The sequence below is a fragment of the Arthrobacter sp. GMC3 genome, from assembly GCF_002929305.1.
GTDB lineage: Bacteria > Actinomycetota > Actinomycetes > Actinomycetales > Micrococcaceae > Specibacter.
In genome coordinates, this window is record NZ_PJIO01000005.1 from 227832 (window position 1) to 254312 (window position 26481).

Below are 26481 nucleotides of genomic sequence, written 5' to 3' on the forward strand. Positions count from 1 at the left end.
GATGCGAATCGCAAATCTCGACGGACGGGCAGTGCTCATCCAAAAAGGCCTGGCCGTGGATATCAACACCGCCAGCGAGGGAAGGTTCGGCCCGGATCCGCGCTCGATCTTTGAGAACTGGGATGCGTTCAGGGGCTGGGCCGCCGGAAGGACCCTCGGCCCGGGGAAGCCTTTTGATGAAGGGGCTTTGCAGGCACCGGTCCCCGATCCACGCCAGGTGTTCGCCATCGGACTGAACTATGCCGATCATGCCGATGAGGCGAAGCTGGGTCATCCGGAAAATCTGGTGGTCTTCACTAAATTTGCTTCCGCGCTTGCCGGGCCGAATGTCACGGTCGAACTACCGAGTGAGAGCGTGGACTACGAGACCGAACTTGTTGTGGTGATAGGACACAAGCTGCACAAGGGCGACGAAGCCGAGTCTAGGGCAGCCATCGCCGGATATGCGGTGGGCCAGGACTACAGCGAACGCCATGTTCAGACCCGGGGACCAGCCCCTCAGTTCAGCCTGGGCAAGTCGTTCCCAAATTTCGCACCCTTCGGACCGGCCGTGGTAACCCTCGATGAGCTGGCCACGCCGGATGCCTTGTCCATCAGCGCTGTCCTGGAGGGGCCCAGTGCGGCCGCGCATGGTGGCAGATGGACGGTGCAGGACGGCACCACCGCGGACATGATTTTCCCGGTGTCCAGGATCATTTCAGATCTTTCTGCCGTGGTGACATTGTTCCCCGGAGACCTCATCTTCACGGGAACACCGGCTGGGGTTGGTATGGCCCGGGGAATCTATTTGCGTCCCGGGGACACTCTGACAAGCACCATTGAGGGCCTCGGTTCCATCAGTAACAGGCTAGTTCGGGCATGACCGGCGATCCGGTGGGGGTCAAAGGCCCGGTCCACGCGCAGACCATCCTCTGGGAACCCACCGAAGCGGAGAAGACCACAAGCAAGATGGCCGGCTTCTTCGACTACGTCGGCTCCTCTCGAGGCACCACTCTGACCGACTATCGGGCAGGGTGGCACTGGTCAGTCGAGTCCCCCAACGAGTTCTGGGATGCATTGCGCGAGTTCTTTGACGTCATCGGTGACGGCTTTGGCGGCCCGGCACTAGCCGAGGACCGCATGCCCGGCGCCGTCTGGTATCCACAGGCGCGATTGAACTTTGCCGAGAATCTTCTCCGGCACGCAGATGGCCCGTTTGGGGATCAAGCGGCCATTGTTGACCTTAACGAAGACGGCTTCACACGCGAGATAAGCTGGCGCGAACTCCGTTCCCACGTGGCGTCGTTGAGCGCTGAACTGCGCAGCCTTGGCATCATTGCCGGCGACCGGGTGGCTGCCGTACTCCCCAACATCCCTGAGGCCATCATCGGACTGCTCGCTACTGCGAGCATCGGCGCAACATGGTGCGTTTGCTCGCCGGATCTTGCCCCGAAAGCTGTCCTTTCGCGGCTCCAGCAGCTGGCCCCACGCATCTTGATCGGCTCGTACGGCTATGCCTTCAACGGGCGGTTCTTCGATCGCCGGGCGCACCTTGCCGAAGTCCTTTCCGGGCTACCCAGCGTGGAGCACACCATTGTGGTATCCAGCGGGACAGTCGAGGGTGCACTCAGCTTCGATGGCTTGCTCAGAAACAGCGCAGAACCGCAATTCGCCCGGGTGCCATTCGATCATCCATTGTGGGTGCTATTTACCTCCGGAACCACCGGCACACCCAAGGGCATTGTGCACGGTCACGGCGGCATGACTCTTGAGGCGCTCAAGCTCTGCGGTCTGCATTTCGGACTGGGCCCCTCGGATCGCTACTATGTAGCGGCCAATACATCCTGGATGGTCTGGAATACGCTGCTATTCAACCTGATGGCCGGCGCTTCCGTCGTCACCTACGCAGGATCACCCCTTTACCCTCGCATCGACAGGCAGTTTCAGATACTGGCCCAAACGCGGGCAACCATGTTTGGTTCCGGCGCAGCCTATCTCCGACTGGTCCAAGACGCGGGCCTATCGCCGGGGCTCGATCACGACCTTGGCGCATTGCATACGCTCATGTCAACAGGCTCAACCCTTCCAGATGCGACTGCCCTGTGGATCGGCAGCGACATTGGCGCCCGGATACATCTGGGGGATTCCAGTGGAGGAACTGATATCTGCTCTGCATTTATCGGCCCCAATCCGTTGCAAGCCGTCCGCCTTGGCCGCATGCAGGGCCCTTTGCTCGGTGTCGCCCTGGCTGTCTTCAACGAGCAGGGCTCCCCCGTCCTGGATGAGGTTGGTGAACTTGTCATCACCGCCCCAATGCCGGCCATGCCGGTTGCGTTTTGGAATGACCCCTCTGGCGCGCGCTACCACGAGGCCTACTTTGAACACTTCGACGGCGTCTGGACGCACGGCGATTGGGTCCTGGAAAGTGCCGACGGCAGTTTCGAGGTTCAGGGACGATCCGATGCCACACTTAATCGTGCAGGCGTCCGGCTCGGCTCGGCAGAAATCTACAGTGCTCTCCAAGGCCTCCACGGTATACGGGACTCGCTGGTCCTTGGCATCGAGCTGCCCGACGGCGGCTATTACCTTCCCCTGTTCGTCGTTCTCGATCCCGGGCGTGAACTCGATGAATTGCTCGAACAACAAATTATTGCCGTGATTCGAGAGCATGCATCACCGCGCCATGTTCCCGACGCCGTCATCCCTGCCCCGGCCATTCCGGTGACCCATGCTGGGAAGAAGGTCGAAGTTCCGCTCAAACGCCTGTTCGCAGGGGGTGATCCAGGGAAAGTTGACCGCGGCGCTTTGGCCAATCCCGACGCTTTGGACTGGTTCGTCGATCGCGCCACCTCATTTCGTTCAACGCTGGAGGCCTCTGCCACAACCCCCAAGAAGGGAAAATGATGTCTAGTACACCTACCCACACCACAGTCGTGGACGTGCTGATCATAGGGATGGGGCCGGTCGGAAAAATGGCTGGCCTGCTGCTGGCGCGGGCCGGCCACACCGTAACGGTCGTTGACCACCGCGAGAGCGATTATCCGCTGCCGCGCGCGGTTGGGCACGATTCAGAAATTGCACGGCTGTTCCAGAGCGCAGGCCTTCCCGTGGACTTGATGGCCGAGGCCGTCGATTCCTACGATGACCTCTACATTTGGGCCAACGGGAGGGACGAGGTACTCCAGGAACTGGACATCTCCGGGACCGGTCCCTCGGGTTGGGGAAACATGTATTTCTATCACCAGCCAAGCTTGGAAGCCCGATTGGATGCAGCCCTCCGGTCCTACCCCGGGGTGACGGTTCGCCGCGGTGTACGCGCCGCGGTGGCCGCCCAAGACGAGCGCGGCGTCGATGTAGAACTCAGCCCCATCGCAGAGAACGGTGCGGGCTCAGTGATACGGGCCGGCTACGTGCTCGCCGCCGACGGCGCTAACGGTTCAACACGCAAGGACTTGGGCATCAAATGGCACGATCTTGGGTACTTCTTCGACTGGCTTGTAGTGGATATCATCCCGGGCCCCGATGCCAAAGTCACCCACCTGGCCAAGCAGGTCTGCGACCCCGCACGCCCAACCACAGTGGTCCCGGCCGGTCCAGGCCGCCGGCGTTGGGAATTCATGTTGAAACCCGAGGACGATCCGAGCACCATTGTCCAGCCTGAGAACATCTGGAAACTTCTGGAACCCTTCGGCATCAATACCGCCAACTCGCAGATGGAACGCGGGGTGGTCTACACGTTCGCGGCCGCCTGGGCGGAGAAGTGGCGCTCAGGCCGTGTCTTTCTGCTCGGTGATGCCGCCCATCTCATGCCACCTTTTGCCGCCCAGGGGCTCGCCTCGGGGTTCCGCGACGGGTTGAACCTGTCCTGGAAACTCGATCTGGTTTTGCGGGGGAAAGCCGGGGACGCCCTTTTGGACAGCTACGACAGCGAGCGCATCCCCCAGGTTAATGGGCTGATTGACTTCTCTATGGCCCTGGCACAGGTCATTTGCATTTCGGATCCACAGATTGCGGCCGCCCGCGACGAACAAATGATCGCCGCCATGAAGTCCGGTGCGGCACCGGCCCCTCTTCCAACCCCCAAGCTGGGGCCCGGTGTGCACGTCGGTGAACACGGAGGCGAGTTGTCTAGGCAGGGCATGATCCTAACCTCGAACCTTGCCGCACCAGCCCGATTCGACGATGTCTACGGCGCCGGGGCACTCATTCTCCGGGGAGCAGAAATGCGCGATGCCCTCACCGCCGAGGATACTGCCCGGCTCGCGGAGGTGGGGATCGCCGTGGCAGTCTTTGCCGCCGGATGTTCCCATCCTGGCTCATTCTCCGATGTAGAAGGAAGCTACGCCCGCTGGTTCCAAGAGTGGCAGACGGGGGCCATTCTCATCCGCGCCGATTTTTCCGTGTTCGGAACGGCCTCAAACCCGGCTGATGTTAGCGAACTCGTCGCCGGATTGCTTGAAGCCCTTCACGCCAGAGTTTCACCACGCAGTCAGGAGGCCACCGCATGATCCACCATGTTGTCAGCGTACGTTTGCTTCCCGACACAAACAGCTTGGATGTCCAAAACCTCTGCGACACCTTGAGCGGTCTGGCTGCGACGTTGGACGGGGTTGTAAGTTACGCAATCGGCACAGACTTGCGGTTGCGGGACGGAAACGACGATCTGGCAATCGTCGGGGCATTCGCGGACAGTGAGTCCCTGCACCGTTACCTGAGCCACCCGGAGCACCTGGCAGTCCTGGCCAAATTCGGCCCGAGGTGCATTGCCGAAAAGCACTCGGTCCAATTTGAAAGTACCGACCGGACGCCTGAATAACGGACTCGGTGCCGGGAGGAAGATGTGGAAGCCACATCTTCCTCCCGGCAATGCTAGACGATAGGCGTGATTCGCTCTTCGACACCCAGGAGAGCTTTGCCATAGACCTCGTAGCCGACCGCGGGGAGGATAACTGCATGGCGGGCCCCTGTTGCCGAGTCACGCCAGATGCGTTGGAGCGGGCTGACGTCAGCAAAGCTACCGGCACCGTGGGCGCTGAGCAGGATGTCGATGGCACGGGTGACATGGTCGATAGTCCACCCGATGTCAGCCTTGATGCGTGCACGGGCGACATAGTCGGGGTACTCACCCCTGAGTGCGGCGGCAGAAATGTCATCAGCCGCCCTGTAAGCGTGCAGATTGGCCGTGTCCAGGAGCATGGCTGCCTCGGCAATTTGCAACTGGAAGGCCACAGAATCGCTTTGCTTCTCAAAGAAGGTGTACGAAATGGCCTTCTTTGAGGACTTTTCGATCACCAGGTCGAGGGCAGCCTGACCCAGGCCGAGCTGCGGGCCCGCTAAGACAAGGCCGGCAACAGGGCCAAAGGCGCCGCGATAGTTTGGCTCGGATTCGAGCATCTCCGACGGGTAGTTGCCCTCTAGCGCCGCAGGAACGGAGAGTATCCGGTGGTCCGGGATGAAGATGTCTTCGGCGATGAGGCAGTTGCTGCCGCTGGATTTCATCCCGGCCACGAACCACGTCTCCTCGACCCGGAAGTCCTGGGCTGGGATGAGGGCAAGGCCTTGGTCGACCACGTTTCCATCAGCGTCGACAATGGGCATGCCAACCGCTGCCCACGTCGCGTGCCATGAGCCCGAGTTGTAATACCAACGGCCCGATACCCGGAATCCGCCCTCAACCTTTTCCGCTGTTGATGACGGCGCCAGTACGCCGGAAACCTTCGCGTCCGGATCAGCCCCGAAGACTTCATCCTGAGCTTGGACGGGGAACAGGGAGGTGAACCAGGCACAGACGTTCGTCAGGGTGACCACCCAGCTGGTTCCTCCGTCGGCGGTCCCTACCGCCTTGAAAACATCAAGCATGGTTCGCATATCGGCTTCGTAGCCGCCGTACCGTTTGGGAACGGCCAGTTTGAAGATCCCGGCGTCGGTGAGAGCCTGAATCGACTCTTCCGTAACACGGCGGTCCTGTTCACCCTGGGCGGCGTTCCTCTTGAGCAACGGCAACAGGTCATTGACCCTTGCCACGAGTTCTTGCGCGGTGGGTGTTGTTATGGTCTGCGAATCAATGCTGGTCATTACTCTCTCTTCTCAGTGGTTGATCTGTGGCATTTGTTGGCGGGGTTCATCGGCGAAACGCACCAATGCTTTCTTCCAGGGCCCGTTTGGGGCGGTGGGCAAATTCGGAATGGGTACCGAAAAGACGATGACTGTAAACCATGGGGGCTGTTTCGGTATTGGAAACGGCCGTCACCTTCCCCAGCAAGATCACGTGATCCCCGCCAGGAAGGGTATCGGCCACCTCACAGCTCAGCCAGCTGGCTACCCTGTCGAAGCGGGGAAGCCCATGGTCCAAGTGCCATTCAGCGTGGGCAAACTTCTCCCGCCCCGGCCCGCCGAAGATCATGGCCAGCTCTGCTTGTTGCTCGGCAAGGATATTGACGGCGAACTGCCCGCGCTCCCGAATGCGATCTAAGACCCTGGAAGAATCTTCCATCGCAATCAAGATCAGGTGGGGATTTATCGAAAGCGGCATAAAGGCGCTCACGGTTGCACCTACAGGACCGTTTTCATCCGCCGTTGTCACGATAGTGACCGGGGAAGGAACAGAGGCCCTAAGATCACGGAATTGCTGGGGGGTGACCACGCCGCCTCCTAAAAGATCATGATGATTATGAATTAAGTATTGATGTGATCCAGCTCTCATGTCAAGGGTTGATCTATGATGATGATGGCCGCTCTAAAGAGGCGCCAGGGAGGCAGGACATGACTGAAGGGCCGTACGGAAACGACGTTGCGCTTGACCGGGACGCGTGGGGAGCTCGGAGTCCTAGCCAGGACTCGCTAACGCCAGGGCCCGCAAATCGCGCGGAATTCGCCGCCGGGATCATTGCGGACATCGCTGCGGCAGCCCAACCCGATGATCGACTCGGCAGCAAGGATGAACTTCGCGAACAGTGTTCGGTTTCGGTTGGCACCTTTAATGAGGCCTTGAAGATGGCCGAATCTCGAGGATTTGTTACTCTTCGCAGGGGCCCAGGTGGTGGTATTTTCGCCGCGCAACCCACCCCGATGGTGCGGCTTGGAAACCAGTTCCTGGCTTTGAAACCGGATAAGAACACGGTGGCCGATGCACTCCGAATGCGAAACGCACTCGATCAACTGGTAGTTGAGGACGCGCTGTTGTATTCGTCCTCAGCTGATGTTTCCAGGCTGCGCGAAGAGATAGTGCGCATGCGCGCGGCAATAGCCGCCAACGATGTCAGGGCATTCCTGCACGGAAATTGGGCGTCACAGTCCCACCTAGCCCGCGTATCACCAAACCAGATTCTGCGCACCGTTTACTTGGCGCTGCTCAATATCTTGGAAGAACATGCCACAGAGTTGCAACCGATGCCGGGGCAGACGCTCGATGAAGCGTTCGCTGCCCGGATCGAGCACTATGTGCAAATGGCAGATGCCCTGGCGTCCCGGGACCGCGAAGCGGCGATCCGAGTCGCTATCGCACACCGGACTGGCCCCCAGCCATCCCCCGCCAGGCCGGCGTAGCACCTCGCACTGGCGAGTCCGGCGCAGGCCGGTCCGGCCCCCTACTTCGTGCGGCCCTCCTCCGTGCAGATGCACAGCCGGTTGCCTTGAGTGTCTGTGGCCACCACAAACATGGGCGCCTGCCCGCGGTCCAAGGCCGCCCCGGTGGCTGCCAGCGCGTCCAGCACTGGCCCGCTTTCACTAAACGGCACAATCACGTCTACATGGAACCTATTCGTATTGGGCGTGGCAGTCTCTTGGAACCACAGGGACGGACCCCGCCCCATCGGATCGGCAAGACTGCCATCTTCTTGACGTTTGTATCCCAATGCGGTCCGCCACGTTGCTGAAATCGCGTCGACGTCGTCGGTGTCAATGGCGATTTCCACGGTGCGCAGCAGTTCCGGCCGCGCCGTGGCACCCATTGCCGCCGCGGCCGCGGAAATAGTGGCGGCCAGGGCGGTGTCCCGCGCCGTCACCGCCGAGCCGGCGTCGTGCGAGGTCAGCGTCACGAACAAGGTGTCGTAGCGCCAGTCCACGTCCGGGTGGTGATTGGCTGCCTGGGCCAGTCCCCCAATGCTGGCAAACAGATCCAAGGCGGCAGCCGACGTCGGGCACTTCAGCGCTGTGCACAGGGCGCCTTGGCCATACCGCCAGGCAGGAAGTGACGCCAGCTCCGCATCGATTTGGGTCCGGGCGAGAACATCGGATGCGGTCATCATGAGCTCCTTGAGGTTACATTTACAGGTCCGGGCGTCCGTCCATCGCCGAGGACGCCAAGGCGTGGCGGCGTTTGGGGATGCGGCCACCCTGTGCTGCCAGTCTGCCACCGATGACGGCATGTTTGAAGGCCTGGGCCATGCGCACCGGATCTTGTGCACGGGTGACTGCCGTGGCCAACAGCACCGCGTCACAGCCAAGTTCCATGGCCAGGGCGGCGTCAGAGGCGGTGCCTATTCCGGCGTCGAGCACCACGGGAATGGAGGCGCGGGAGACGATCAGCTCAATGTTGTGCGGGTTCAAGATGCCCAGGCCGGTGCCGATCGGGGCGCCCAGCGGCATGACGGCCACGGCGCCCAGTTGCTCAAGGCGCAGGGCAAGGACTGGGTCATCGTTGGTGTAGGCGAACACCTTGAAACCTTTGTTGACGAGCTGTTCGGTGGCTTCCACCAGTTCCACGGCGTCGGGCAGCAGGGTGTGTTCGTCGGCGATGACCTCCAGTTTCACCCAATCAGTTTCCAGGGCTTCGCGGGCCAGCTCCGCAGTCATAACAGCCTCCCGGGCGGTGAAACAGCCGGCGGTGTTCGGCAGGACGCGAATGTTGTGTTCTAGCAGGAGCTCAAAAAGGTTAGTCCCACCGGGCGCTCCCTGCTCCGGGGTGCTGTAGCGTCGCATGGCCACGGTGGTCAGCTCCGTCCCTGAGGCGAGCAGGGCGGCACCCAGGCCGGCAAGGCTCGGGGCACCGCCGGTGCCCATGATCAGCCTGGACCCCAGGGTGACGCCATCAATGGTCAGCGGATCCGGCTCGGTCAGCAACTCGGTCATGAGATTCTCCTTTGCGCAAGCATGTGTGGGCACTGTTCTTAGCCGCCTTGGACGGCTGTGACGATCTCGACGTCGTCGTTTTCTTCGATGCGACTGTGCGCCCATTGGCTGCGCGGCACAATATCGGCGTTGCGGGCCACGGCAACACCCAGGCGCCCGCCGTCGGCCGCCTGGCCCGTGGCGAGGAGGGTGCGTCCCGTGACCGCAGTGACGAGATCGGCAACGGTGGTTCCCGGGTTGAAGGGGTGAGCTGCACCGTTAAGTTTGAGCGTGGTCATGGTCTCTCCTGGAAGGATGTGAGCGATGGCGAGAACCTGTCCGGGCGAAAACGGGACCAGGCCAGGTCGGTGATGTTGCCTATCAGCTGACGGCAGATGAGGGCGGCAATGGGGGTTAGGAGCACCCCATGGCGGAAGAACCCGGTGGCGATGATGAGCCCGGGAATGTCCCTGCCGTCCGTGCCCGAAACCCGACCCAGCAGGGGCGCGTTATCCGGGGTCCCGGGACGGGCGCGGGCGGTGGATTCCAAAAGCTCCAGCTCGGCAACGGCCGGCACCAGCACTTGGGCGTCGCGCAGGAGTTGGTGAACTCCCCCGGCGTTGACTCCGGCAGAACCGTCTTCCCGGCTGGTGGCACCAATCACCACCGTCCCGTCAGGCCGCGGAACAATGTAGACCGGCAAACCCCTGACCAATCCGCGAACGGTGGCGGTGGTCAATGGGCGCAGATGATCGGGCACGCGCAGGCGCAGAATATCCCCGTAGACCGGACGCAGCGGCAACACCAGGCCTTGCGGCAGTCCATTCAATGCGGGCGCACCCAGCCCGTTGGCCACAATGACCTCCTGCGCGTGGACTTCCCGTCCGTCCGCCAGCACCACGCCGGTCACCGCCGAATGCGTGTTTCCCGCCTCTTGGTGCAGGAGTCCCACAGCCGCCTGCTCCATGACAGCGTCCCCGCCCTCACCACGGTCTGCGGCAACCTCGGCAAGCCGGACCCGGATGGCTGCTGCCACTGCCCGCGGATCGACTTGATGGTCTTGCGCCACCCGGTAGGCGCAGGAAATATGCGGGCCAAGAAGGGGTTCCTCAGAACGGGCGGTGCGGATACTGAGCTGTTCCACGTCGAGCCCGTGGCAGAGCTGGACGTCCCTGAGGTCGGCCAGCGCCGCGCGGTCTGTGGGGTCGGCACCCACCACGAGGGTCGGCGTCGTGCGTAGTGCGGCCTCCAAAAATCCCGCCTCCACCAGTGGGGCAACAAAGTCTGGCCACCGCGCATTGGAGGCCAGGGTCAGCTCCAACAAGTCTTCTTCTTGGTAGTGCAGCTCGCTCACGGGTGCAAGCATGCCGGCTGCTGCGAAGGTGGCACCCGTGGCTGGCGAAGGGTCGATGACCCGCACGCTGCGCCCCGCTCGTTGAATTTCCCAGGCGATGCCCAGGCCCACAATTCCGCCGCCAATGACGGCCACGTCGGTGGTAATAATTTCCGGCACAGCACGTGCCATTGCGTCTCCTTCCCTACGCCGGTATGAGCCGGATCAGGTTCCACGCCCACTGGGCGTATTTCGGTCGGCGCATCAGGCGCCCTCTCAGCCAGCTTGCCTGGCTCCCGCGGTACTGAACTAGTCTATGAGACATGAGCCGTTCCTCCGTCACCTATGACGCCCAGCCCGCAATTTCCACCCCACCCGCGACGTCACCTCTGGCCGATGCCCGGCTCTATGTGTGCACCGATGCCCGCACAGACCGGGGAGACTTCGTAGACTTCCTGCGGGCTGCCTATGCCGGCGGTGTTGATATTATCCAGCTGCGGGACAAGTCTCTTGAGGCCGCGCAGGAACTTGAACTATTGGCCGTGTTGCGCACCGTGGCCCAGGATTTCGGCAAGTTGTGGGCCGTCAATGACAGGGCCGACCTTGCCGCTCTCTCCGGAGCGCCCGTGTTCCATGTGGGCCAAAAGGACCTGCCGTTGCCTGCAGCCCGCTCCCTCGTGGGGCCGCCGGTGTCACTGGGACTCTCCTGTCACGACCCCGCCCAAGCTGAAGCGGCCGCCGCCGATCCCGACACGGATTACTTTTGTGTGGGTCCACTATGGGCCACCCCCACAAAACCCGGGCGGGCCGCCGTCGGGCTGTCCCTGGTGGAACATGCGGCTGCATTGGAATCGGTCAAACCATGGTTTGCCATTGGCGGGGTGGACCTGGGCAACGTGGATCAGGTGGTTGCGGCGGGTGCCTCACGCATTGTGGTGGTCCGTGCCATCACCGACGCCCAAGATCCGACGGCGGCCGCACGGGAATTGCTCTCACGCTTGCCTGAGCTGGGGTAGTTTTCGCGCCCGTTCGATTTCAGGAACCTGCACGGGCTACCGCTTCAAGCTCGGCGCGGTAGGCAAGCCATTGTTCCGGCGTACGGTTTGAGACGTTTAGATCCAGCGGACCGTTGCCAGTGGAACCATCTATCAGTTCGCGAAGGATATCCGCATGGCCTGCATGCCGTGCGGTCTCCACACACATGTGGACCAGGATCTGGTGGAGCGTCACCTGTCGCCGCTCGGCGCTCCACCACGGCACCTCCCCCACTGCGTCTAGGGGGAGCAATCCGATGGTCTCGTCGCTGTGGCGGGCTGAAAACTCGTGGAATTCCACAATGTCGGCCCGGCTTTCCTGCGGGCCTGCCCACATGTCAGCATCCATGGGTGCGCCATCGGCCATCCACGGCATCTCCGCACCACTGGGGCGCCCAAAAACCAGGCCAAAGTACTCAACTTGGACGCTGCTGACGTGTTTGACCAACCCCAGCAGATTGGTGCCGGTGGGTGTCATGGGTCGGCGCACGTCGTAGTCGCTCAGTCCGTCCAACTTTGCCAGAAGGTCCGCACGACGAGCACGCAAGTATCCAAGAAGAACAGTTTTTTCATCCATACTGGCCACTATGGCGTAATACCAACCATTTGTGCCAGCAATTGCAGGTGGGCGTCAAAAAGTGCTGCCGGATCGCTAAACGTTGCTGGTCCATACTGGCCGAAAACCTCGAAGTTCACGACCCCGAAAAGAGCCGCCCATACCAGCACTCCCCGGGTGAGCGATGCATCATCAAGCGGCAGTCCAAGCTCGGCCCGGACGGCATTGAAATCGGCGGCCAGGGCATCCGTGGGCCGCCCCGCGGGGCCGCTTTGAGCCACTAGTGCCCCGGCCTGCTGGGCGCCTTGGAAGATTCGCACCAGCTGCCCGATCACCCGGGTTCCCGGGGCGGTGGTTTGCTCCGGCGGCGCCTGGTACCCGGGCACAGGTGAGCCAAAAAGCAAGCCATAGCGGGCCGGCTCGGCCAATCCCCATTCTCGAACAGCCCGGCCCAAAGCCTGAAACTGCCCGTAAAAATCGTCGTCTGGTACGGCCTTAAGGGCGGCGTCAACACTCTCGCCGAGGGCGTTGTAGCCGTCAACCACCAGGAGCGTGAGTAGCTCATCGCGGTTCTTGACGTACCTGTACACAGCGGAGGACACCACACCCAGGTCACGCGCCACGGCACGCAGCGACAATCCGGCGGCCCCGTGGAGCGCCAAATGCCTGCGCCCGATGCGCACGATCTCCTCCATGGTTGCCAGCCTGGCCCGTTCGCGCGGTGTTTGTGTCATGACCCCAAGTTTTAGACATTTTGAGAGCATCGTCAACTTTTGTGAGCACTGCTCTTGACATTATCGACACGCGGGGTCATTGTTAATTGGAGAGCAGTGCTCTCAAATTGGTGAGCAGGCGGAATGGAGAACACAATGAACGCGATCAAGGTTGTGACAGGTGCTGGCCCGGTGGGTTGGAGTGTCGCCAGCGCTCTGGCCGCGGCTGGCCAAAACGTGCGGCTCCTGACCCGTTCCGGCTCAGGGCCAGACCACCCCCTGATCGATCGCCGCCGCGTTGATGTCGGCGATCCGGCACAACTCAGGCCCGCCATCGAGGGAGCAGACGCTGTGTTTCATTGCATCCACGGCTCAAAGTACCGGGCCGAAACCTGGCTCCAGGAGCTTCCCGGAGCAGAGCAGGTGGTGTTGGCTGCGGCCGGTGAAATGGGCGCCGTCGTCGTCTTCCCGGAAAGTCTTTACTCTTACTCCGCACCGGAAAATCTTATGAAGGAGACCAGTCCCCGGGAAGCAACCGGGGGAAAGCGCGGCGTCAGGACGCAATTGCTTGCCGCCCGAGACGCCTCCGTAACGCCCACTGTCAGCGTGGTGGCATCTGACTTCTTCGGCCCTCAGGTTCGCAATGCCTATGCAGGCGAGCGGATGGTGCCGCCCATTCTGGCAGGCAAGACCGTGCGGGTGCTCGGCAGCGCCGACATGCCGCACTCGTTTACGTACGTTCCCGATCTTGCCGCCGCCATGATTGCCGCCTCCACAACCGCCAGCGCATGGAACACGGTACTGCACGCGCCCACGGGCCCAGTCCTGTCCCAGCGGGCCCTGGCCGCTGCTTTTGCCTCAGCCGCCGACCTGCCGGATCCGAAAATCGGCACCGTACCGGGTTGGGTCATCGAGACGGCGGGCTTGTTCTCCAAGGACATGCAGGAGCTGACGGAGACGGCATATCAGCTGCGGGAGCCGTTCGTCATGGACTCTGCCGCGAGTGAGGAGCTTCTACACCTGGCGCCGACCGCATTGGATATTGCGGCCAAGGAAACCGTTAATTGGTGGCGCGATCAGGCTTAGGTTCATCGACGCTGCGGCGGCGCCGCACGCGAACCGTTTGAATCACCATGATGGGAATGAGCATGACAGCGAGCAGAGGACTGCCGACGGCGGCCACCGCAAGAGCCGCTGCGATGGAGAACGTCACACCGCCCCCGCGTCCCAGACCCAGGGATCCTCCTCCGCCGGCGCTGTCCGCCAGGAGGTATTCGCCGTCGTACGTGTCCAGCGAATCCGCGCAATTAACCGTGTAGGTGCCGGAACTTGTCGCGGTGAACCAGCGGATTTGTTCGACCCCGGGACGGGCGGTGTACCACCATAGGGTGTCCGCCCAGCCAAGGTCGCGAACCGAGTACACAGATGTTGGCTCACCGTGAGGTCCTGCCACAGTGCATTCCGCGGTGCCCAGTAACGCCGATGCTCCCGTTGCCCAGATGCCGATCGTTTCACCGCTACGTGCTTCGTGCACTATCGGGGCCCCAAGGGGCGACGGCGAGGCAGACTCGATGGAGCGGTTGATCGGCATTACCCAAAGAACCCAGACCAACACGGCAACCACCACGCTCGCACCAGCAACGAACCAGCCAAATTGCAGGCGCTCACGGCTTGGCAGCTGCGCCAGCCGGATCATGAACGGCCCCTAGTCTGCACGCCGCTATCGCTGAGCTCCTTGGCCGATTTGGCCGCAAATATGCTCAGATCCTTTCGGCGTGTTGGCTGCTTTTCAAGTCCAGCCCCGGCCAGCCTGCGAATGGTTACTTTCGAAAGCGGTGGAAGCTGGGCAAGCACCGTTTTCGGTGTTCGGGCCAAGCCAGCAAGCAGAGAAATCCTCCGCCCATGGACATGGACTTCAACCCTCGCGTAATCACTCTCGCATCGCCAGATCAACCGATCGAGATCCCGGTAATTGATAGTTACATTTTCGGATCCCACCGCAATCCGGATCCGGTCATTGCCAAAAGCAATTGAACAAGGAATTGTTTTGCGGCCCACGATTGCTTTAAAGATGAAGTAGCCAGGAAGCCCAATCAACAAGCCAAAAACTATGACGAATAGTTTCGGGCTTGCAAGTTTGAGGAAGAACGCGTCAAAGGACATCAACAGCCAAAAGGCTAACCCGCTGCCAACCAGGCATACCCCCACCATCACGAAGGTCAGGTTCCGTGTTTGCATTGGAACCGCTGAAAACTGCAGCTGTGTTCCGGGGCTTGTGTCCTCCCACGCTGGAGCTATCCGAGCAGCTTTGGCCTTTTCTGATGGCTTGGATGCGCTGAAGGTGATCCGGCCCAGCAGACCAAGCCAGATCCAACCTGCCGCCGGGACGGACCCCATTTGGAACAAGAAAACCAGCCCACTAGCCTGTTCCGGCAGCTCCTTCAGAAAGCCTTTACCCCAAAACGTCATCCAGTGAAGAAGTAGCCCCATACCCGCGGCCCCTGCCACATGAAGCACCACACCCAGCCCCGTGTGCTTCATGCCCAGGGTGAAATTGACGAAGGCAAAGCCACACAGCCACCCGCCGACCAACGTCAGCAGGAAAGGCGCTAGATCCATACCGTTCCCAGCCAGATACCACGGCGAAGCAAGCAAAGCGCATAACAACGCCCAGAGCAGTGGCTTCCGAATCAACCGACCCCACCAAGGGACGGGCACTGGCTGGAGGGGGTCGTATGACATAGCGAACAGTCTAACCAACAGTTTCAGAGGCCGAGTGCCTGTGGGCATTGGGTAATCACTGTCCAATTCTCCAGAGAAACATTGGTGAATATTCGTAAAACTCGCGATTATCAAACGAATATTCGATATCCTAAATTTTCACGAGCACTGACACAATTCCGCTGAAAAAGAGTAGTGGACCCCACCGCGAGGAGCAACTGCATGACCATTTCTATTCGGCGGCGCTTTGCCGTCGGTTTCTTTTTGGCCATCGCAGTTCTGCTCGGGCTTATGGCGGTTCCTGCATCGGCGGCTCCGGTGGAACCGCTGGCCACCAGTTGTGACTACGCCAACGCGGACGGCGGCGGTAAGTACCCCACCTCGATTTGCTGGATCGATTTCACCGGTTTCAATGCCACCGAAGCTTCCAGCACGGAGGGCCAGAATCTAACCATGCCCCTGGGTGAATACACCGTGAGCTTCAACGTCATCCAGCGCAACGTTCCCTCGAAGACCTCCCGTTCGACTGTTGCCAGTGCCCCGGTCGGTCCTTTCGGAAAGCCGGGCTACTACGACGGCATTGGCGGGAAGCCCTTGCTCTATGCAGAGTCCGGAAACCTCAATGGCGGAGTGAATATTGCCATTCGTGATTTCTCGATAAGCATCAAAGGCACAAGCGTTGCTGGCTATTCGCTTGTCAGCGCTTCCGCCGAAACCCTTGACGCCTACGACGGGTTCTTCGGCGAGTCCATCAATTGGACCTCCGATCAGCCCCTGACCATGATCGATCATGCTGGCGAGTTCACCAGCGGAGGCGGCTGCCTGCTACCGCCGTCCGGCGACGGAACTACCAATGTCTGGTGCGACGGCGCCAGCGCCGGACAAACAAGTGCCCATGGAGTAATCGTTGCCGCCCCATCCGCCACCACCATTAGCGGTGCGGTCACCATGACCAGGGGCGGTGAGCGCGAGGCCGTCGCCTTCGGAGTCCAAACTGCACGCGCCTCCGTGACAAAGCAGGTCGACCGCCGCGTCGACTCCGATGAATCCTTTGACGTCTCCGTCACTTCCCATGAGGGCCCCTTGCTCGGATCGGCCACTACGGGAACCGCCGCCACAGCCACGACTGGCAGCACCATCGTCATTCCGACCGGCCCCATCACTTTGGCCGAGGCCGCGTCCGCCGGGTCACCGGGGTCCATGGACTTCTACAACAAGTCGTGGAGCTGCACCAATGCAAGGTCTGGCAGCGCCACCGTGCTCCCCACAGGTGGCGGCATGAGCAAGACCCTAGATTTGGCCGCAGGCGATGACGTCTCCTGCATTGTCACCAACACCGCCTTGCCAGCAACGCTCGCGCTGGAGAAAACAGTGAACGTCACCTCCGCAGCGGTCGGCGATTCCGCAACGTTTGATTTCAAGGTCACGAACACTGGAGAAATTCCCCTGGACTCGCTGGCACTTACCGAGGACTCCTTCAGCGGAAGCGGTGCACTTTCGGCCATCTCCTGCCCCACCACCACTCTGCCCCCCGGTGCTTGGACCACCTGCCATGCCACCTATGTGGTCACTCAACAAGACGTCGACGCCGGGTTTGTCACCAACACGGCCACAGCCACCGCTCAGCCGGTCAACACCAAAACCGTTGTCAACTCAAACCTGTCAACGGTCAAGTTCACCACCCCTGCCACGAGCGCGCTGAATGTGAGCAAGACTGCCGACCGCAGAACGAGCCAGACGGGTGAGAAGATCACCTACACCTTGAAAGCTACGAACAGCGGAAAAGTCACCCTGCGCAACGTGACCCTCACAGAGAAGGCCTTCTCCGGCACGGGGACCTTGAGCGGGCTGACTTGCGACGCCGCACAACCGGCCACGCTTTCTCCCGGGCAGGTCCTGACATGCACGGCCCGCTACACGGTGACGGCTACGGACACGATCACCCTTAACAACACGGTCACCGGAGCCGGAACAGATCCCTCCAATACCGTTCTCACCGGCGACGCCTCTGCCACAGTTACGGTGGTCATGCAAAACCTGGCCGTAACCGGATCACAAAACGTTTTCCCCATGCTGGCCACAACGGGTGGCCTGGCCCTTGCCGGTATCCTCTTAGTGGTCGCCGCACGGCGCCGTTCAACGGACTCGGCAATCAACTAATCCGCAATAACAAGGTGCCCTCACTTCACGGTGAGGGCACTTTGCCGTGCGGGGCTACTGCGGTGTCTCGAGCCTCACGGCGATCTTGCGCAATAAAGCGGCCAGCTCGGCTTGTTCCCCGGCGTTCAGCCCGGCCAGCATTTCCCTGTCCCGGATGAGGAAGTTCGGAAACAGTGCATCAACAAGTTCCACGCCAGCGACGGTGAGAGTCAGGAGCACCACGCGCCCATCGTGCTCCCAGGGCAGGCGCTCGATGAGCCCGCGCTTGACCAGCCTGTCGGCATTTTTGGTGGTGGATGCCCCGCTGAGCATGGTGGCGGCGGTGACCTCGCTTGCGCGCAGGGCCCTGCCGGCCCTGGCAAGGGTGCACAGGACATCAAATTCAGCGCGGGTCAGGCCTTCAGGGGCCAGCGCGTGTTCAACCCTTTGAGTCACGAGCGCGGCAATGCGGCTGATCCGTCCCATCACCTCAATACTGGAGACATCCAGTTCCGGCCTGGTCCGCGCCCATCCTTCCCTAGCCACGTCAACAAAGTCCGCGGCTTCCGCTTCTGCTCTCATATCCACCAGTCTAGAGAGTAGTCTCACATAGTTCCCATCTATTTTACTAGTAAAATAGATTGTAGACTTGACGTATGACCAACTCACTTCGAATCCGCCACCTTGGCGTCGCCTTGGCCCATCCACTTTCTGGCAGTGCGTGGCGGAATTCGATGATCATACGACCCGCAGACGCCATATTTGCCCCGGCCCTCAAGGTCGCCGTAGCGGCAACTATAGTGCTCGTGGCAGGTGGGCTGCTTGGCGATCAGCGCCTCGCCGGCATAGCCGCACTAGGCGCGTTGTCCTCGGCTTTTGGCCGCTACCAGCCCTACAGGCGTCTGGCGCAACAGCTTGGCGTCGTAGCTGCCGCGCTGCTCACCGCTGCCGGTGTTGGTGCGCTTCTGGCGGCAGCGGGCGCCCCCTTGTGGCTGCAAATCGGACTGCTGTCGATGATGGCTGGTGCGGCATCGCATCTCTTCACCGCGCTGCGCATCACCGGTCCGGGTCCTGTCATTTTGGTCTTTGCCGCCTCAGCCGGAGCGGGATTCGCCACGTCCTTCACCGCTGTACCGCAGGTCTTAGCGGCCGTCGGCCTCGGGGCAGGCGTTGGCTGGCTAGTATCGGTCGCGCCGGTTTTGGTGGTTCCCATGGGCCCGGCTCGATTGGCCAGCGCTAGGGCCATCACCGCCGTCGTACGCCTCAACGGGGACGACGGCGAAACCCCTCGCAGGGCAGCCAGCGCCGCCATCCGCAATGCCCGGGAGGCGATTGCGCTCAGCACCCAGCGGTGGCACTCCCCCGATCGCGGACTCGCAGCTCAGGCTGCCCAGCTCAACGGTTTACTCGATGAGGCCCAGGCTGTTCTGGACATGGCGGCGGACGTGGACTCCTCCGAGGCCCGTGAACGTCTGGCCCGGCACGAGGTTGCGCTGCGCAAGATCCGCAGCACCACCGTTTCTACTGGGACAGGGAGCACTACCAGCGCACCTGCCGAATCGTTTCTGGCCGTGGCTCGTGCCGGAATTGCCTCCAGGAGCAGCGTGCACCAAGCGCTGCGGATGACGGCGGCATCCGCACTGTCGGGGTGGGTGGCCGTGGCCCTTGGATTGGCGCATCCGCTGTGGGCCTCGATGGGCGCGGTGGCGGTCCTGCAAGGGCTCAACTACAGGATGGGCGTCCAGCGCGGCATCCAACGGCTACTCGGTAATGTGATTGGCGCGTTGGTGGCAGTGGGGATACTGTCCCTGTCCTTGGGGTTTTGGCCGTCAGTAGCTCTGGTCGTCGTGCTCCAAACCCTCGCCGAACTGCTGGTTCTGAAGAATTACGCGTTGACCACCATTGCCGTCACGCCCATGGCGTTGATCATGACAGGACTCGGCAGCCACCTTGGACCGGAGGCCGCCATGATGCGGGTGGCGGATACCTTAGTCGGCGTGGTGATAGGCGTCCTGGTGGCGGCGTTGAGCATTTCACACGCCGACAAGGCCCACCTGAAGCAAACAATCTGACCGGTCTTTGCCGCCGTCGAACTCATCCAGGGTGCAGATAATGCGGGCTTTTACCTCAAAACCCGCATTATCTGCCCACTGAGTGTCAGGCCCGGAGTTCCATCGCCTGCGCCAGCAACTCGAAGCTGCGGATCCACGCCGTCCGGTCGGTGACCTGGGTTGCCACAATGAGTTCATCGGCGTCGGCCTTTGCCGCGAAATCTTCCAAGTACTCCCGCGCCACCGCGGGCGAGCCCACAGCCGAGTACCGCATCATGTTCAGCACCTGCTGGCCGGCCGCCGATTCAAGCAACATGTCGGCCTCGGCATCCGTAAAGGTCCGGCCACCGCCCACCATGGCGGCCACCCGGCGTCGCTTAGCGGTCAGGAACAAGGCGTCGGCCTCCTCCTGGGTGTCGGCCACGATCGCGTTGACCCCCGCAATGACGTACGGCTCTGCGAGCGCATCGGAGGGCTTGAATTCGCGGCGGTAGATCCGCACTGCGTCCTCCAGCGCTTGGGGCGCAAAATGCGAGGCAAAGGAGTAGGGCAGGCCCAGGGCGGCGGCCAGCCGAGCGCCGAACAGCGACGAGCCCAGAATGTACAGCGGCACATTGGTGTCCTTGCCCGGGTAGGCGTTCACCCCGGAAATGCGTGTCTGTCCGGCGAAGTATGCCTGCAGTTCCTGCACGTCAGCGGGGAACGTATCCGCGGCCATGGGGTCACGGCGCAGGGCCCGCATGGTGTTTTGGTCGCTGCCGGGGGCGCGGCCCAGACCCAGATCGATCCGGCCCGGGTGCAGGGTTTCCAGTGTGCCGAACTGCTCGGCAATTTGCAGCGGCGAATGGTTGGGCAGCATGATCCCGCCGGCGCCTAGCCTGATCGTGTTCGTGTGCGCGGCCACGTGGGCGATCAGCACGCTGGTGGCGGAGGAGGCGATCGAGGGCATGTTGTGATGCTCGGCAAACCAGATGCGCGTATATCCCCACTCCTCGGCTTTTTGTGCCAGCTCCACGGAGGCCTTGAAGCTCGCGGCAATTCCGTCGTCGCCAATGTGTGCCAGGTCAAGGATGGAAAGGGGAAGCGTCATGGGAAATGCCTTTCGTAAGGGTCTCACTAGCGCCAACTGCCCAGCGGCCCGGGTTATTTCCCAGCGCTGCCCGGTGCGTAGAGGATCACACGGACGCCGGAACGCTGAGACGTTCAATGGCGGCCAGTGCCGCGGCACGGCCTGCCCTGCTGGCTCCGAGTGTGGATGCTGAGGCGCCATAGCCAACCAGCAGAAGCCGGGGTTCACGGCGCACCTTGACCCCGTCCATGGCGATCCCGCCGCCTGCTTCGCGCAGCTTCAACGGGGACAGATGGTCCATGGCTGCCCGGAAGCCCGTGGCCCACAGGACGGCGTCGGCGTCAAAAGCGCTGCCGTCGGCGAAGGTCGCTCCTGTGGCGGTGAGCCGCTGCAGTGGGCCCCGGGAGACGAGCGTCCCGGCGGCAATGCCGTTTTGGTACTGCTGAGTTAAGGGCAGTCCGGTCACGCCCACCACGCTGAGCGGGGGCAGACCGGCGGCCGTGCGTTCGTTGACTTTCCGTTCCACATCACGCCCCCAGTCAGGATCAAAATCAACCGTGGTGAATTCCGGCGGCCGTCGCGTGGACCACGCGGTTTCCACTCCGGCGTCGGCCAATTGCAGCAGGAACTGCACGGCGGAGGTTCCCCCGCCAACCACCAGAACCCGCTGGCCGGCGAATTCCGTCACGGATTCAAAGTCATGGGTGTGCAGCTGCCTGCCACCAAAAATTTCCACGCCCGGGTAATGGGGCCAATGGGGCTTGTCCCAGGTTCCCGTGGCATTGATGACAAGGCGTGCCGCGTAATCGCCACGGTCCGTCTCCACTACTAGGGGCGAGCCTAGGGTGTCGGCGGGAGCGCCGTCGTCGAACTTTCGCACGGCTCGCACCTTCACTGGCCGGTGCACGGGCAGCTCAAACGTTGTCTCGTACTTCCCGTAGTACCGGGCCACGACGGCGGAGGCCGGCTCGGCAGGGTCCGCCGGCTCCAGCTTCATCCCGGGGAGGTCGTGGATGGCGTGCGCGGCGCCAAGGGTCAGAGACGGCCAGCGGTGGAGCCAGGCTCCTCCCGGCCCGGAGTTTGCGTCCAGCACCACAAAGTCAGATTCGGGCACCAGCCCGTGCCGCGCCAGGTAGTAGGCCGCCGACAACCCTGCCTGGCCAGCTCCGATGATCACCACGTCAAGCATTCAAAACCTCCGTCGTCCTGTGGATGGAACGTGGAAGCCGCGCGTCACTATTCCGATCGTGAGGCAAACCACGGCCGGATCCGCTGTGACAGAGCAACGTCCGCGTAGTAGACGGCGATAGCACCCGCGGCGTAGGCCACCAGGTCAAGGGCGGAAAATGTGGTGCCCAGGACCAGACGCGACGGCGGGAAGCTCACGGCCAGCTGCGCCGGAACACCTGTCAATTGAGCGAACTCGATGACGGCGCTGATGGCAAACGCGCCCAACGCCAAGCGGTGGCGCTGCGCCGTGGGGGCGATGAGCGCCAGGAGCAGGTACAACAGCACCGTGAACAAGGCGTCGGTGATCAGGCTGGCAACGTCCCCGGGAACCAGGTAGTGCAGAACCAGTCCCAGGATGGCGACGTCGGTGGCTGCAATGAACAGCGCGATGCGCCGGGAGCGGTTGGTTTTCACGAAAGACATGGGCTTGAGTCTACAAAACCCTGCGGGCTACGCACGCACCACGGGCAGCTCGGCCCATTCGGTGGTGTACTTCGGCGAGGACAGTTCGCGTTTCATCGACCACGACGGCGGCTCCGCCAGTCCGCCGAATCCGAGCCCTATCGCCTGTCCCCCGAACTTTGTGCGGACCTCTCCCAGAACGTCTCCCACTCCCGGTTGCCCAGCCGGGGCGGCGAACACGTCAAGCATTTCGGGTCCGGACAGGGGTTCGAGCCCGTTGAACATCACCCCTGCCCGCAGGTATGACGCCCCGGGGACGGCACTTTGGCCGATGGCGGCAACGGCGGCGCGGACCAAAACAATCGGGTCTTGGGTGGGGGTGGCGAATCTGATGGTGGTGGCCGGGAAGCTGCCCTCGCCAGCGGCGAAACGGCTGGTGCCGGCGGTTATGGTCATGGTTGAGGCGCGCAGGCCAGCCTCGTTGAGCCGGGCGGCGCCGCGCTGGGCATACACGGCCATGACCTGTTCCATGCCGTCAACGGTGGTGACGGGTGTGGAGAAGCTGCGTGAGAACATGATCTGCTGCTTGTCCACACGTTCCTCGGTGTGCGGGATGCATTCTGTGCCGTTGAGTTCCATGACCGTGCGCTGCAGGACCACGGAGAACTTCTTGCGAATCAGGGCAGGGTCTGCGGCCTTGAGGTCGGCAATTGTTTCGATGCCCAGCATTTTCAGACGGGTGGCCGTCCGCCCTCCAACACCCCACAGCCCGGACACCGGCACACGCTCCTGGATGGCGTGTACGTGCCCGGCGGGCATCGAATCCAAGGCACAAACGCCAGCCAGTGCCGGGTTTTGCTTGGCGATCCGGTTGGCGAACTTGGCCAGCGTTTTGGTCTGGGCAACTCCCACGCAGACAGGCACGCCCACGTGCCGCATCACCGCTGCGCGGATATCACGCCCGGTAGCCTCCAGCTGCGCCGCATCCCCCAAAAGCCCCACAAACGATTCGTCGATGGAATAGACCTCCTGCCAGGTGCCAAACCTGCCCACCACTTCCATGACTCGGGCGCTCATGTCCCCGTACAGCTCGTAGTTACTTGACCGCGCCACCAGCCCCCAAGCCTTGGCCTGCGCCTGCAGTTGAAACCATGGCGCGCCGGTGGTGATCCCCAGCGCCTTGGCTTCGGCGGAGCGGGCCACCACGCAGCCGTCATTGTTGGAAAGCACCACGACGGGGCGGCCTTCCAGCCGCGGGTCAAAGACCCGCTCGCAGGAGACATAAAAGTTGTTGACATCCACCAGTGCGATGCGGTCGCTTGTCACAAACGCCCCACTGTCCGGGGAGCCGGCGCTAGTCGTTGCGGCACGCTTTCCTCCCTGCTGGCACGGTGATGGTCTAGGAGGATCAGTTTACGTGCCGGCACTGACAATGCAGCCTACTGGCCACCGTTTTCGGCACCCGACTGGGCCCTCCCGGCCAATTTTCATATTGCTCCACCTTTTGCCGTCACGATTCTCAGTGAGCGCACTCTTAACAGGTGTGGGTGTTGTTCACGCCGGGCTAAATCAGCCATCCCAAACGGCGGGGAACCACATGGCACCCACCGGCTCTACCGTTGCCCCCCAGTAGAGGGTAGAGCCGAATTTCATCTTGCCCCGCGATCCTCGAGACCAGATCAGTGGGCAAGGTGAAGGAGGCTGGGTCTGCGTTCACTGCCCCCCAGAAGCGCAGGCCCAGTCTCCCCTTTGTATAGGCACCCCTCGCCTGCCTAGTCGTGCAAGAGGATTTGGTAGAGGTTGTGGTCTTGCCATGCCCCGGCAATTTGCAGGTATCGCGGCGCCATGCCAATCTGCTCGAAGCCAGCTTTCAGCAGCACCCGTTGCGAGCCAATATTGTGCAGCAAGGTGCCGGCCTCGATGCGGTGCAGGCCGAGGTCGTCACGGGCCGTGGCAACAATAGTCTGGACTGCAGCCGATGCCAGGCCTCGTCCGGCATACTGGCTGTCTACCCAGTAGCCCAGCCCGGCATTCTGGAAGGGGCCGCGGACGATTCCGGCCAAATTGAACCGGCCTACCAGTACGTCTCCCGCAAACAGGCCAAGGGGATACCCTGTTCCGGCCTCATGGGTGGCCAGCCGGCTGGCAATGTCCGCCGCCTGCCATTCCTCGGTGAAATACTCCCCGGGGCGTACCGGTTCCCATGGAGACAAATATTCGCGGTTGCGCACATAAGCGGCGGCAAGAGCTGCCGCATCGCTGATGCGCAGAACACGCATGGTCACGTCTTGGCTGAGTTGGCTGGATTCAAACACCTGCCAACACTACTCGCGAGCCTTGTTTACCTTCGCCATTGGGAGTGATGTCGCGTCACCTATTACTGAACATGCGACGTCGACCGTGGTAGTCCCAACACGGTCTAGACCCGATTTCACAGTGCGGCCATGGCCAGCCATCGGCCCCTCCCACCCCGGACTTTGATCTGGCCGCGGGAAATATGCCCGGCTCTCAGCGCAATAACGGCCAGAATCCCCAGCCAATACCGGGCTCATTCGCAGCCCCCGCAGCAGCCGTGTGTCTTAGACTCATCACATTGGGCCCAGCTCCGTGCCGGACTCCGCCAGAGGGAGATGAGTCTGAATGGGTGAAGTGATTGCACCGGCACCGCCGCCCGCATTGGATGTTACTGACTTGCAGGTCGCCTATGGTTCACGAACAGTGGTCGACGGCGTGAGCCTCACGATTAGCCGCGGGGAGATTTTCGGTCTACTTGGCCCGAATGGGGCAGGGAAAACAACCACGCTCAGCGCCATTGAGGGGCTAGTCAAAGCCAAGTCCGGCACTTTGCTGGTGGACGGGGTTCATGTCCAGCAACAGCCGCTTGAGGCCAAGGCCCGCCTCGGTGTGCAGCTGCAATCCTCTAGTTTTCAGGCCGAGCTGCCCATCGAACAGATCGCAAAACTCTATGGCGGCTTGTACGGGATGAAACTCTCGAATGAGCAGATCCAAGAGGGCATGCGGGACATCGGGCTCGAGCAGGAACGGGGCAAACGGTTCAAGCAGCTATCCGGCGGGCAGCAACAACGGCTGGCCTTATTCGTCGCCACCATCCACGATCCATTGCTTTTGTTGCTGGATGAGCCCACGGCCGGGTTGGATCCGCAATCTCGCCGCGGACTATGGCGCCGCATCGAGAGGCTTCGCGGCGATAATCGAAGTATCCTTCTCACCACGCATTCCATGGAGGAAGCTCAGGCCGTGTGTGACCGGGTGGCAATCATCGACCACGGCACGCTGCTCACCACGGGGACGCCTGCGGAGCTGATCGACAAACATGAACACGACCCCCGCGTAGTTGCAGAAGCCCACGGCGCGGTCACCTTGGAGGATGTTTTCATCGGCCTGACGGGAAGTGAGATCCGTGACTAGTATCAGCACCGGGAGCGCCCGCCCGTCACCGGCCCTGGCCATGAGGTCGTTGTTGCGCGCCGATTTCCTTGTACTTCTCAACAGTAAAACATCGGGCCTGCTGAGCTTCTTTCCCCCTGTCGTGATTGTTGTGGCCACCACCTTTGGCAAGTCACAATCACGCCTTGGTGGCCCCGGCCTGATTATCGGGCTTGCCCTCACCATCGGCTTGATCATCTCTTGCCTGCTGGGTTACACCTTGGCACTGGCGCATGACCGCGAGATCGGGGTGCTGCAACGGCTCCGGGTCACCCCCGCACCAACGTGGATGATCCTGTCCAGCAGGCTAATAGTCCAAGTCGTCATCAACCTTGTCGCCTCGATCGTTGTTGTCATCGTCGGCGCAATCCTGCATGGCTTGGCAATAACCGCAGGCCAGTACTTGCTGGTTCTGGCCATCGCCACCCTGGGCGCCGCCGTGTTCCTCTCCATTGGCCAAGCCCTTGTCGGTCTGGTTCGCTCCACGAACGCCATCAACGCCATCGCCAGGCTCTTGATGGCTGTCCTCATGATCTTGGGACTTGTCGGGGGAACTGGCCTCCTCGGCGACACGCTGAAAACCATTGCCGACTGGACGCCCGTCGGAGCCCTGATGACCCTGTTCTCGGATGTCCTCAACCACGCGGCATGGAGCAGCCAAACAAGCTACGCCCTTCTTGCCTGCACCGGGTACATCATCGTGTTTGCCTACATTGGCATCCGCTGGTTCCGTTGGGAGTCCCGGTAAGAACCTTGGAC

General features: G+C 61.9%; 27 protein-coding genes and 1 riboswitch. Of the genes, 11 read left to right on the top strand and 16 right to left on the bottom strand.

Features of this window, described 5'->3' with window-relative positions:
- Nucleotide 1: 1 nt before the first annotated feature.
- The 4 genes from CXQ94_RS10855 to CXQ94_RS10870 are packed head-to-tail and all read left to right on the top strand — an operon-like array spanning nucleotide 2 to nucleotide 4795.
- Entirely contained in the window at nucleotides 2–862 is an 861-nt protein-coding gene (locus CXQ94_RS10855) for a fumarylacetoacetate hydrolase family protein (RefSeq protein ID WP_104089796.1), read from the top strand.
- Nucleotides 859–2883, top strand: coding sequence for an acetoacetate--CoA ligase (locus tag CXQ94_RS10860; protein WP_104089798.1), 2025 nt, complete (start codon nucleotides 859–861; stop codon nucleotides 2881–2883). Before CXQ94_RS10855 ends, CXQ94_RS10860 begins: the two co-directional genes overlap by 4 nt.
- Nucleotides 2883–4487, top strand: a complete 1605-nt coding sequence (locus tag CXQ94_RS10865) for a bifunctional 3-(3-hydroxy-phenyl)propionate/3-hydroxycinnamic acid hydroxylase (protein WP_181034169.1) — start codon at nucleotides 2883–2885, stop codon at nucleotides 4485–4487. The genes CXQ94_RS10860 and CXQ94_RS10865 overlap by 1 nt, the downstream gene beginning before the upstream one ends.
- Nucleotides 4484–4795, top strand: a complete 312-nt coding sequence (locus CXQ94_RS10870) for a Dabb family protein (protein WP_104089802.1) — start codon at nucleotides 4484–4486, stop codon at nucleotides 4793–4795. The genes CXQ94_RS10865 and CXQ94_RS10870 overlap by 4 nt, the downstream gene beginning before the upstream one ends.
- A gap of 53 nt (nucleotides 4796–4848) precedes the next feature.
- Here CXQ94_RS10870 and CXQ94_RS10875 read toward each other — a convergent pair whose 3' ends face one another.
- Entirely contained in the window at nucleotides 4849–6054 is a 1206-nt protein-coding gene (locus CXQ94_RS10875) for an acyl-CoA dehydrogenase family protein (RefSeq protein WP_104089805.1), read from the bottom strand.
- Between the two features lie 46 nt (nucleotides 6055–6100).
- On the bottom strand, nucleotides 6101–6682 hold the full coding sequence (locus CXQ94_RS10880) for a flavin reductase family protein (protein ID WP_258067009.1): 582 nt from the start codon (nucleotides 6680–6682) through the stop codon (nucleotides 6101–6103).
- A gap of 59 nt (nucleotides 6683–6741) precedes the next feature.
- On the opposite strand from CXQ94_RS10880, the gene CXQ94_RS10885 reads away from it, so the two are divergent.
- Nucleotides 6742–7524: a FadR/GntR family transcriptional regulator gene (locus CXQ94_RS10885; protein WP_146070278.1), complete on the top strand. Its 783-nt coding sequence runs from the start codon at nucleotides 6742–6744 to the stop codon at nucleotides 7522–7524.
- A 41-nt stretch (nucleotides 7525–7565) separates the two neighbouring features.
- Here the strand turns inward: CXQ94_RS10885 and CXQ94_RS10890 are convergent, their stop codons facing one another.
- From CXQ94_RS10890 to thiO, 4 genes are all read right to left on the bottom strand, one after another.
- Entirely contained in the window at nucleotides 7566–8222 is a 657-nt protein-coding gene (locus CXQ94_RS10890) for a 4a-hydroxytetrahydrobiopterin dehydratase (RefSeq protein ID WP_104089814.1), read from the bottom strand.
- Nucleotides 8223–8244: 22 nt separating this feature from the next.
- Complete coding sequence (locus CXQ94_RS10895) at nucleotides 8245–9048, bottom strand: thiazole synthase (RefSeq protein ID WP_104089816.1); 804 nt, start codon at nucleotides 9046–9048, stop codon at nucleotides 8245–8247.
- Nucleotides 9049–9086: 38 nt separating this feature from the next.
- Nucleotides 9087–9326: a sulfur carrier protein ThiS gene (gene thiS / locus CXQ94_RS10900; RefSeq protein WP_104089819.1), complete on the bottom strand. Its 240-nt coding sequence runs from the start codon at nucleotides 9324–9326 to the stop codon at nucleotides 9087–9089.
- Nucleotides 9323–10552 carry a glycine oxidase ThiO gene (thiO, locus tag CXQ94_RS10905; protein ID WP_104089822.1) on the bottom strand — a complete coding sequence of 410 codons (1230 nt, stop codon included), beginning with the start codon at nucleotides 10550–10552 and terminating at the stop codon, nucleotides 9323–9325. The genes thiS and thiO overlap by 4 nt, the downstream gene beginning before the upstream one ends.
- Nucleotides 10546–10669: riboswitch (TPP riboswitch) on the bottom strand. Its footprint overlaps the gene before it by 7 nt.
- A gap of 14 nt (nucleotides 10670–10683) precedes the next feature.
- Between thiO and thiE the strand changes: the two genes are divergently transcribed.
- Complete coding sequence (thiE, locus tag CXQ94_RS10910) at nucleotides 10684–11376, top strand: thiamine phosphate synthase (RefSeq protein ID WP_104089824.1); 693 nt, start codon at nucleotides 10684–10686, stop codon at nucleotides 11374–11376.
- Nucleotides 11377–11395: 19 nt separating this feature from the next.
- Here thiE and CXQ94_RS10915 read toward each other — a convergent pair whose 3' ends face one another.
- Together CXQ94_RS10915 and CXQ94_RS10920 are read right to left on the bottom strand one after the other, a co-directional pair.
- The gene (locus tag CXQ94_RS10915) at nucleotides 11396–11971 is read right to left on the bottom strand and encodes a DinB family protein (protein ID WP_104089997.1); all 576 of its coding nucleotides are present in this window, start codon (nucleotides 11969–11971) and stop codon (nucleotides 11396–11398) included.
- An 8-nt stretch (nucleotides 11972–11979) separates the two neighbouring features.
- Complete coding sequence (locus CXQ94_RS10920; RefSeq protein WP_104089826.1) at nucleotides 11980–12684, bottom strand: TetR/AcrR family transcriptional regulator; 705 nt, start codon at nucleotides 12682–12684, stop codon at nucleotides 11980–11982.
- A gap of 135 nt (nucleotides 12685–12819) precedes the next feature.
- Between CXQ94_RS10920 and CXQ94_RS10925 the strand changes: the two genes are divergently transcribed.
- A complete protein-coding gene (locus tag CXQ94_RS10925) occupies nucleotides 12820–13749 on the top strand; it encodes an NAD-dependent epimerase/dehydratase family protein (protein WP_104089829.1) in 930 nt (309 codons plus the stop codon).
- Here CXQ94_RS10925 and CXQ94_RS10930 read toward each other — a convergent pair.
- Both CXQ94_RS10930 and CXQ94_RS10935 read right to left on the bottom strand, forming a co-directional pair.
- On the bottom strand, nucleotides 13724–14359 hold the full coding sequence (locus tag CXQ94_RS10930) for a hypothetical protein (RefSeq protein ID WP_104089832.1): 636 nt from the start codon (nucleotides 14357–14359) through the stop codon (nucleotides 13724–13726). The two genes, CXQ94_RS10925 and CXQ94_RS10930, sit on opposite strands and share 26 nt — an antisense overlap.
- The gene (locus tag CXQ94_RS10935) at nucleotides 14356–15282 is read right to left on the bottom strand and encodes a hypothetical protein (protein ID WP_146070279.1); all 927 of its coding nucleotides are present in this window, start codon (nucleotides 15280–15282) and stop codon (nucleotides 14356–14358) included. The genes CXQ94_RS10930 and CXQ94_RS10935 overlap by 4 nt, the downstream gene beginning before the upstream one ends.
- A 324-nt stretch (nucleotides 15283–15606) precedes the next feature.
- On the opposite strand from CXQ94_RS10935, the gene CXQ94_RS10940 reads away from it, so the two are divergent.
- Nucleotides 15607–17544, top strand: a complete 1938-nt coding sequence (locus CXQ94_RS10940) for a DUF11 domain-containing protein (protein ID WP_104089838.1) — start codon at nucleotides 15607–15609, stop codon at nucleotides 17542–17544.
- A gap of 54 nt (nucleotides 17545–17598) precedes the next feature.
- Here CXQ94_RS10940 and CXQ94_RS10945 read toward each other — a convergent pair whose 3' ends face one another.
- Nucleotides 17599–18105, bottom strand: coding sequence for a MarR family winged helix-turn-helix transcriptional regulator (locus CXQ94_RS10945; protein ID WP_104089841.1), 507 nt, complete (start codon nucleotides 18103–18105; stop codon nucleotides 17599–17601).
- Between the two features lie 74 nt (nucleotides 18106–18179).
- Between CXQ94_RS10945 and CXQ94_RS10950 the strand changes: the two genes are divergently transcribed.
- Entirely contained in the window at nucleotides 18180–19595 is a 1416-nt protein-coding gene (locus tag CXQ94_RS10950) for an FUSC family protein (protein WP_104089843.1), read from the top strand.
- A gap of 85 nt (nucleotides 19596–19680) precedes the next feature.
- On the opposite strand, the gene CXQ94_RS10955 is transcribed toward CXQ94_RS10950, so the two are convergent.
- From CXQ94_RS10955 to CXQ94_RS10975, 5 genes are all read right to left on the bottom strand, one after another.
- The gene (locus CXQ94_RS10955) at nucleotides 19681–20664 is read right to left on the bottom strand and encodes an LLM class flavin-dependent oxidoreductase (protein ID WP_104089845.1); all 984 of its coding nucleotides are present in this window, start codon (nucleotides 20662–20664) and stop codon (nucleotides 19681–19683) included.
- A gap of 85 nt (nucleotides 20665–20749) precedes the next feature.
- A complete protein-coding gene (locus CXQ94_RS10960; RefSeq protein WP_104089847.1) occupies nucleotides 20750–21832 on the bottom strand; it encodes an FAD-dependent oxidoreductase in 1083 nt (360 codons plus the stop codon).
- Nucleotides 21833–21879: 47 nt separating this feature from the next.
- The gene (locus CXQ94_RS10965; protein WP_104089849.1) at nucleotides 21880–22296 is read right to left on the bottom strand and encodes a DUF2809 domain-containing protein; all 417 of its coding nucleotides are present in this window, start codon (nucleotides 22294–22296) and stop codon (nucleotides 21880–21882) included.
- Nucleotides 22297–22323: 27 nt separating this feature from the next.
- Nucleotides 22324–23601 carry a Y-family DNA polymerase gene (locus CXQ94_RS10970; protein WP_104089851.1) on the bottom strand — a complete coding sequence of 426 codons (1278 nt, stop codon included), beginning with the start codon at nucleotides 23599–23601 and terminating at the stop codon, nucleotides 22324–22326.
- Between the two features lie 446 nt (nucleotides 23602–24047).
- Nucleotides 24048–24590 carry a GNAT family N-acetyltransferase gene (locus CXQ94_RS10975; RefSeq protein ID WP_306418897.1) on the bottom strand — a complete coding sequence of 181 codons (543 nt, stop codon included), beginning with the start codon at nucleotides 24588–24590 and terminating at the stop codon, nucleotides 24048–24050.
- A gap of 325 nt (nucleotides 24591–24915) precedes the next feature.
- On the opposite strand from CXQ94_RS10975, the gene CXQ94_RS10980 reads away from it, so the two are divergent.
- Both CXQ94_RS10980 and CXQ94_RS10985 read left to right on the top strand, forming a co-directional pair.
- Nucleotides 24916–25704, top strand: coding sequence for an ABC transporter ATP-binding protein (locus CXQ94_RS10980; protein ID WP_104089854.1), 789 nt, complete (start codon nucleotides 24916–24918; stop codon nucleotides 25702–25704).
- Nucleotides 25697–26470: an ABC transporter permease gene (locus CXQ94_RS10985; RefSeq protein WP_104089856.1), complete on the top strand. Its 774-nt coding sequence runs from the start codon at nucleotides 25697–25699 to the stop codon at nucleotides 26468–26470. The genes CXQ94_RS10980 and CXQ94_RS10985 overlap by 8 nt, the downstream gene beginning before the upstream one ends.
- Nucleotides 26471–26481 lie beyond the last annotated feature (11 nt).

Coding starts and splice junctions, on each gene's coding strand:
- CXQ94_RS10855 (WP_104089796.1), top strand. CDS start 2: ATGCGAATCGCAAATCTCGACGGACGGGCAGTGCTCATCCAAAAAGGC.
- CXQ94_RS10860 (WP_104089798.1), top strand. CDS start 859: ATGACCGGCGATCCGGTGGGGGTCAAAGGCCCGGTCCACGCGCAGACC.
- CXQ94_RS10865 (WP_181034169.1), top strand. CDS start 2,883: ATGTCTAGTACACCTACCCACACCACAGTCGTGGACGTGCTGATCATA.
- CXQ94_RS10870 (WP_104089802.1), top strand. CDS start 4,484: ATGATCCACCATGTTGTCAGCGTACGTTTGCTTCCCGACACAAACAGC.
- CXQ94_RS10875 (WP_104089805.1), bottom strand. CDS start 6,054: ATGACCAGCATTGATTCGCAGACCATAACAACACCCACCGCGCAAGAA.
- CXQ94_RS10880 (WP_258067009.1), bottom strand. CDS start 6,682: ATGAGAGCTGGATCACATCAATACTTAATTCATAATCATCATGATCTT.
- CXQ94_RS10885 (WP_146070278.1), top strand. CDS start 6,742: ATGACTGAAGGGCCGTACGGAAACGACGTTGCGCTTGACCGGGACGCG.
- CXQ94_RS10890 (WP_104089814.1), bottom strand. CDS start 8,222: ATGACCGCATCCGATGTTCTCGCCCGGACCCAAATCGATGCGGAGCTG.
- CXQ94_RS10895 (WP_104089816.1), bottom strand. CDS start 9,048: ATGACCGAGTTGCTGACCGAGCCGGATCCGCTGACCATTGATGGCGTC.
- thiS (WP_104089819.1), bottom strand. CDS start 9,326: ATGACCACGCTCAAACTTAACGGTGCAGCTCACCCCTTCAACCCGGGA.
- thiO (WP_104089822.1), bottom strand. CDS start 10,552: ATGGCACGTGCTGTGCCGGAAATTATTACCACCGACGTGGCCGTCATT.
- thiE (WP_104089824.1), top strand. CDS start 10,684: ATGAGCCGTTCCTCCGTCACCTATGACGCCCAGCCCGCAATTTCCACC.
- CXQ94_RS10915 (WP_104089997.1), bottom strand. CDS start 11,971: ATGGATGAAAAAACTGTTCTTCTTGGATACTTGCGTGCTCGTCGTGCG.
- CXQ94_RS10920 (WP_104089826.1), bottom strand. CDS start 12,684: ATGACACAAACACCGCGCGAACGGGCCAGGCTGGCAACCATGGAGGAG.
- CXQ94_RS10925 (WP_104089829.1), top strand. CDS start 12,820: ATGAACGCGATCAAGGTTGTGACAGGTGCTGGCCCGGTGGGTTGGAGT.
- CXQ94_RS10930 (WP_104089832.1), bottom strand. CDS start 14,359: ATGATCCGGCTGGCGCAGCTGCCAAGCCGTGAGCGCCTGCAATTTGGC.
- CXQ94_RS10935 (WP_146070279.1), bottom strand. CDS start 15,282: ATGGATCTAGCGCCTTTCCTGCTGACGTTGGTCGGCGGGTGGCTGTGT.
- CXQ94_RS10940 (WP_104089838.1), top strand. CDS start 15,607: ATGACCATTTCTATTCGGCGGCGCTTTGCCGTCGGTTTCTTTTTGGCC.
- CXQ94_RS10945 (WP_104089841.1), bottom strand. CDS start 18,105: ATGAGAGCAGAAGCGGAAGCCGCGGACTTTGTTGACGTGGCTAGGGAA.
- CXQ94_RS10950 (WP_104089843.1), top strand. CDS start 18,180: ATGACCAACTCACTTCGAATCCGCCACCTTGGCGTCGCCTTGGCCCAT.
- CXQ94_RS10955 (WP_104089845.1), bottom strand. CDS start 20,664: ATGACGCTTCCCCTTTCCATCCTTGACCTGGCACACATTGGCGACGAC.
- CXQ94_RS10960 (WP_104089847.1), bottom strand. CDS start 21,832: ATGCTTGACGTGGTGATCATCGGAGCTGGCCAGGCAGGGTTGTCGGCG.
- CXQ94_RS10965 (WP_104089849.1), bottom strand. CDS start 22,296: ATGTCTTTCGTGAAAACCAACCGCTCCCGGCGCATCGCGCTGTTCATT.
- CXQ94_RS10980 (WP_104089854.1), top strand. CDS start 24,916: ATGGGTGAAGTGATTGCACCGGCACCGCCGCCCGCATTGGATGTTACT.